This is a genomic window from Nitrosomonas communis (assembly GCF_900114745.1).
GTDB classification, from domain to species: Bacteria; Pseudomonadota; Gammaproteobacteria; order Burkholderiales; family Nitrosomonadaceae; genus Nitrosomonas; species Nitrosomonas communis_A.
On record NZ_FOUB01000129.1, the window covers coordinates 1 to 4,298 of the forward strand.

The following is a 4,298-nucleotide window of genomic DNA, read 5'->3' on the forward strand; positions in this document are numbered from 1 at the left end:
CGAGATCATCTGCCGTTAGCCAAAGATGTTCTTCAGGAAATCATGCCAGCACCACGGGAAAACGACATGCTCAAACGGTTGAGTCGCCGCCGTCGTGCTTTGGTGGATGGAAAGAGCCGTGTATAAAGTCGCTTTCAGGGCGATCTTCATGCAGTGTGCCCTGGTCTGTTGGATATCACCAAAGAGGCTGATAATCTCTGGTTCTTGCGCTTTATCACCCGCGTTGACGAATTGACCAAGCTGTCGCGTCTGCGCCTATCTACCTTGCTGAAGATTCCTGGTGTGGGCCGCAAGTACGCTGCGGAAATTCGTGCAGGGCAATCGCATGCATCATCTAGTCATGAAGTGGAATGGGTGAGCGAAATGATCATTGAAGATGCCCGGCGCATCCTGGCACTCAAAAACGATATCCAGGCGTTGGAGTCGCGTTGTAAGACATTAATGCAAGCATCCCAAACTGCCAAGTTAATTGATAGTATTCCGGGGTTTGCTGTGGTCTGTGCCTCATAGTTGGCGGGTGAGATTGGCACCATTGACCGGTTTGCCAGTGAACGCAGTCTGGCGCTCTATCTGGGGATGGCCAACCTTGATAACAGCTCAGGGAAGTTTCGAGGCTCAAAAGCGCCGAAACATGTCAACACACGAGCTAAAGGCGCGATGATGGCCGCAGTAGACAAGCATCGAAAATGCGTACCTGAATCACAGGGTTACTATGAAAAAAAACGGATTGAGGGGAAATCACATAATCAGGCAATTCGTGCGCTTGGCCGGCAGCTTTGCCGCATTATATTCAGAATGCTGAAACAAAATCGTGCCTATGAGATGCGTACAAAAATCAACGAAAATACTTGAAAATTCCAGCGGGATGTTTAAGCCTTACATTTGACATTCTTGCCTCCTCTTTTCTGCCTTTTTCACTGCACGGCTTACATGTCAATTGTAAGGCCTGACCCTAAGGAACTAAGGAAAAACCCAGCGTCACTCAGCCGCATTATCCCTGAAAAGATAGCAAGCTTATGCTAACCGTAATAAAGCCATCGTGGCGATGTATGCGACTGGTGAATCACAGAGTCTACGCCTACTCCCAAATGACCATTTTGAAGTGTTCCTTGACGATACCAAAGAAATTGCATTTCCAGTCGCTTTGCGCGAAGAAATCCAAGTGATGCCATTGATCTTTTTGTTTAAGGATACTGGCTGCGGCATCGTCCCAGTCAATAGCCGTCAAGATGGGCTCTAGTTGTCGTTTGCGTGCTTCCACTTCTTCGTAATCAAAACCGTCATATTCCCAGTGCAATACTTCAAAAACATTGCCTTCTCGATCTACATAATCCACACTTAAATCCAGCCCCCACTTGGGGCGCATCTTGATGATTTTGTAAATCAGAGGATTAGTTCGCGCCCATCTTTCTAATTGTTCCAGCGCTTCCCCTCTATACCCTTTGCGTTCAAATAACAAGCTGTGATTAAGAACGGCCCCCTCCACCCTGTCAGGTTGTGTAAACCAAGGGATCTTCAAAGCATGACGATGTTCCCGATGAGCGTGGAAAGGTGTCAAGTTGGCTTTGGCATAGAGTTGCTCAAGGTCAGTTAAGTCGTAGCCATTTTGATCAAAAAGTGCAAGATCACGGGCTTGTGGCAAATAGGGCTTATCCAGCGGTTGTTCCCAATATCCTTGGGGATCGAATTGATTATCTGTCAGATCCAGGTAACTCATACATACAGGAAAAACATTTCCTTCATAAAAATGGTTTAAATTTATTTCCAGTTTAACATCGAAACATTTAGTTCGAAATAGGCAAGAAGACCTGAGCGATGAACTGCAAAGCATGGGGGCCAAGCCTTACATTTAACATTCTTGTTCCCTCTTTTCTATCTGGCTCATGGATATGTAGCTTACACCAAGAAAAGGTATCAGTCATTGTATAGTGCAACAAACCTATTTAGGCGATAATGCCTTTATTGTTGAGGCATAAAAACTACATATTAGGGTCTGTTGACATTTCACATAGGTAGCCACAGATATCCGCACGCGATGGCGACCATACTTTCATAATTTCTTTTTAGTTTGTCATATCGCGTAGCTACTGCCCGATACTGCTTGAGGCGTGCAAAGGTGTTTTCCACCAAATGCCGATAACTATACAAGCCCCAATCCATATCTGCGTTACCTTTCAACGAATTGCGCTTTCTCGGGATCACAGCCTTGGCACCCTTCTTTACTATCTGCTCCTGTATATATTCACTGCCATAGCCCTTATCTGCCACAATCACTTCCACGTCAGGCAACTTGGCAATCAGCTGGGGTGCTGCAGAACAATCATTCACTTCTCCGCCAGTAATATCAAACTCAACCGGCAAACCACAACTATCAACCGCTAAATGGATCTTCGTAGTGTTACCCGCACGGCTTTTCCCGATGGCCTGGTCTTCCTGACCTACCGCTCCCGCACTTGGCTTTGCGCTTTAACGTAGCTGCCATCAATAAACCCCCACTCCCAGTCCGGATCAATGGTCAGCGCCTTAAAAATCCTCATCCACTTACTACTGGATGACCATGCATTGAATCTTTTATAGATGGAATTCCAGCAGCCGAACGCCTTGGGCAGGTCTCGCCACGGACAGCCAACCCGCATTCGATACAGTATGCCTTCTACCGTCATGCGCAGATTGTGCTTGTTATCAATCGCTTCTTGAAGCAGAATCTTCTCCAGCTTCGACCAGAACTCATCACTGAGCATCAATCGGGGCATCGCAAACTTGTTTTATTGGTGGTATAGGAACCTCAATATTGCGAGTTTTCTCCTATTTATTAAATAGTTATCTCAAATTGTCAACAGACCCTAGTAAAATTGCTCTTGTGGAGATTGTAAGTCTGCGGAAGGAAATGTCAACTTACAGTTATGACGATCGGGTATGTGGTTAATTAAAAAAATAGAAAGCCAAGTGGTTGGAATGAGATTTCGGACACAATTTTCGCCTGCATCGACTCATTGCATAGCTTACTGATGTATTTTGAGAAAAATATGGCTCTATTTGTGTTAAATGTGGGAAGGATACTAAAATTTCTCAAGTAATTAAATTAATTGATATTTACCATGCAGGCTACGGACTTTGAAAATGGTTGGCCCAATCTATAGGATTCATTTGTTGAGCCACCAAGATGGGTTTTTCTCCTATTGAAATCAGCATGGAGGCGAGGGTGACGGTAGTCTATTGATATCCGATGAGGTTTGATTTTTTTTGGGATGATTGCAAATTCTTGGTTTGAAGTTTTTTGCTTACATTAATATCCAACCTTATCCAAAATACCCATTAAATAATCATTCCATATATTCATGGCTGCGCGTTTTTCTTTTAAGTAGTCATATTTATCATAATGCAAGCTTGAAACATCTTGAAGCGAATGATTCTGTAGCCTATCTCTAATTTCTTTTGAAATTCCTGCTTTATCGGTGAGTGTTTTGAAAGTTCTTCGTAAATCTCTTGGTGTAAATTTATCAATCGTGATTTTTTTTAATAATCTGTCGATTGCTTGGCTAAACCCATCAACTTTTTGTGGCCCCGTATTATTACTTGTAGGGAATAGGTAAATCTCATTTTTTGTTCTTTCTGAGGGCAGAAGAATTATTTTTTCATGAAAATTAATTTCATCCCAACGTAAACCTGCTATTTCTCCGACACGAGAGCCTGTAAGGAGCAATAATTTAAATACATTAATTCTAAAGATGGAGATTCCGCTTTTATCGAGAGCCCGCCAAAAGATTTTTACTTCTTCCTCAGTTAATGAGCGTTCCCCCCTTTTCTCATTCTTTACTACTTTTTGAACCGTAATTACTGGATTGATTAAAAAACTTTATTTGCTTTGCCCTTGATTCCACAGAATGATCAAAAATCATTCCATATTGAAACATTGCTGAAAGATAGGATCTCATACGATTTGCCATTACTTCTGCACCACGTTCTGAAATGGTATGTAATATTCCAATAATACCGTCCTTCGTTATATCGCTTGCTTTTGTTTCTAGGTCAACTATAAAAAGGTCTTTATTGAATGCATTACGAACATTACGGAAATGAATTTCTCGTGTATTCTGCTTGAGATGAGCAAGATAAAACTCTGAGAGCTGCCTGAGATTACCCTGCATTTGCTTTTTACGTTCAATTTCATCTTGAGCCTCTTTTTCTTTTGCGGTGAATTCGTATCATAAGTGCATAACCCGTTTATCAAGCCGGGATGTTTGCCAACCAAGCAGCCAAGAGCAAGGTATGGTAAAAGGCATTCCAACAAATAATTG

The 4,298-nt window shown here is 42.7% G+C and carries 6 protein-coding genes; 2 read left to right on the plus strand and 4 right to left on the minus strand.

Features of this window, described 5'->3' with window-relative positions:
- The first annotated feature begins 153 nt into the window (after nt 1–153).
- Nucleotides 154–510: a hypothetical protein gene (locus tag BM122_RS24600; RefSeq protein WP_218152196.1), complete on the plus strand. Its 357-nt coding sequence runs from the start codon at nt 154–156 to the stop codon at nt 508–510.
- Entirely contained in the window at nt 511–852 is a 342-nt protein-coding gene (locus tag BM122_RS24605) for a transposase (protein WP_218152197.1), read from the plus strand.
- A 226-nt stretch (nt 853–1,078) separates the two neighbouring features.
- On the opposite strand, the gene BM122_RS20410 is transcribed toward BM122_RS24605, so the two are convergent.
- The 4 genes from BM122_RS20410 to BM122_RS20425 all read right to left on the minus strand — a co-directional run bounded on the left by BM122_RS20410 (nt 1,079) and on the right by BM122_RS20425 (nt 4,148).
- The gene (locus BM122_RS20410; RefSeq protein ID WP_074907412.1) at nt 1,079–1,717 is read right to left on the minus strand and encodes a hypothetical protein; all 639 of its coding nucleotides are present in this window, start codon (nt 1,715–1,717) and stop codon (nt 1,079–1,081) included.
- A 287-nt stretch (nt 1,718–2,004) separates the two neighbouring features.
- Nucleotides 2,005–2,753 (minus strand): IS5 family transposase gene (locus BM122_RS20415; RefSeq protein ID WP_143083576.1). Its coding sequence is split into 2 segments (ribosomal slippage): nt 2,005–2,456 and nt 2,456–2,753, totalling 750 coding nucleotides; the frame shifts between segments, so codons are not numbered across the junction.
- 533 nt (nt 2,754–3,286) lie between these two features.
- Nucleotides 3,287–3,847: a site-specific integrase gene (locus BM122_RS20420; protein ID WP_083398636.1), complete on the minus strand. Its 561-nt coding sequence runs from the start codon at nt 3,845–3,847 to the stop codon at nt 3,287–3,289.
- Nucleotides 3,807–4,148 carry a phage integrase central domain-containing protein gene (locus tag BM122_RS20425; RefSeq protein WP_074907414.1) on the minus strand — a complete coding sequence of 114 codons (342 nt, stop codon included), beginning with the start codon at nt 4,146–4,148 and terminating at the stop codon, nt 3,807–3,809. The genes BM122_RS20420 and BM122_RS20425 overlap by 41 nt, the downstream gene beginning before the upstream one ends.
- Between the last annotated feature and the right edge of the window lie 150 nt (nt 4,149–4,298).

Bases quoted from the DNA above. Each gene is read 5' to 3' on its own strand.
- BM122_RS20410 (WP_074907412.1), bottom strand. From the start codon at position 1,717: ATGAGTTACCTGGATCTGACAGATAATCAATTCGATCCCCAAGGATAT.
- BM122_RS20425 (WP_074907414.1), bottom strand. From the start codon at position 4,148: ATGCAGGGTAATCTCAGGCAGCTCTCAGAGTTTTATCTTGCTCATCTC.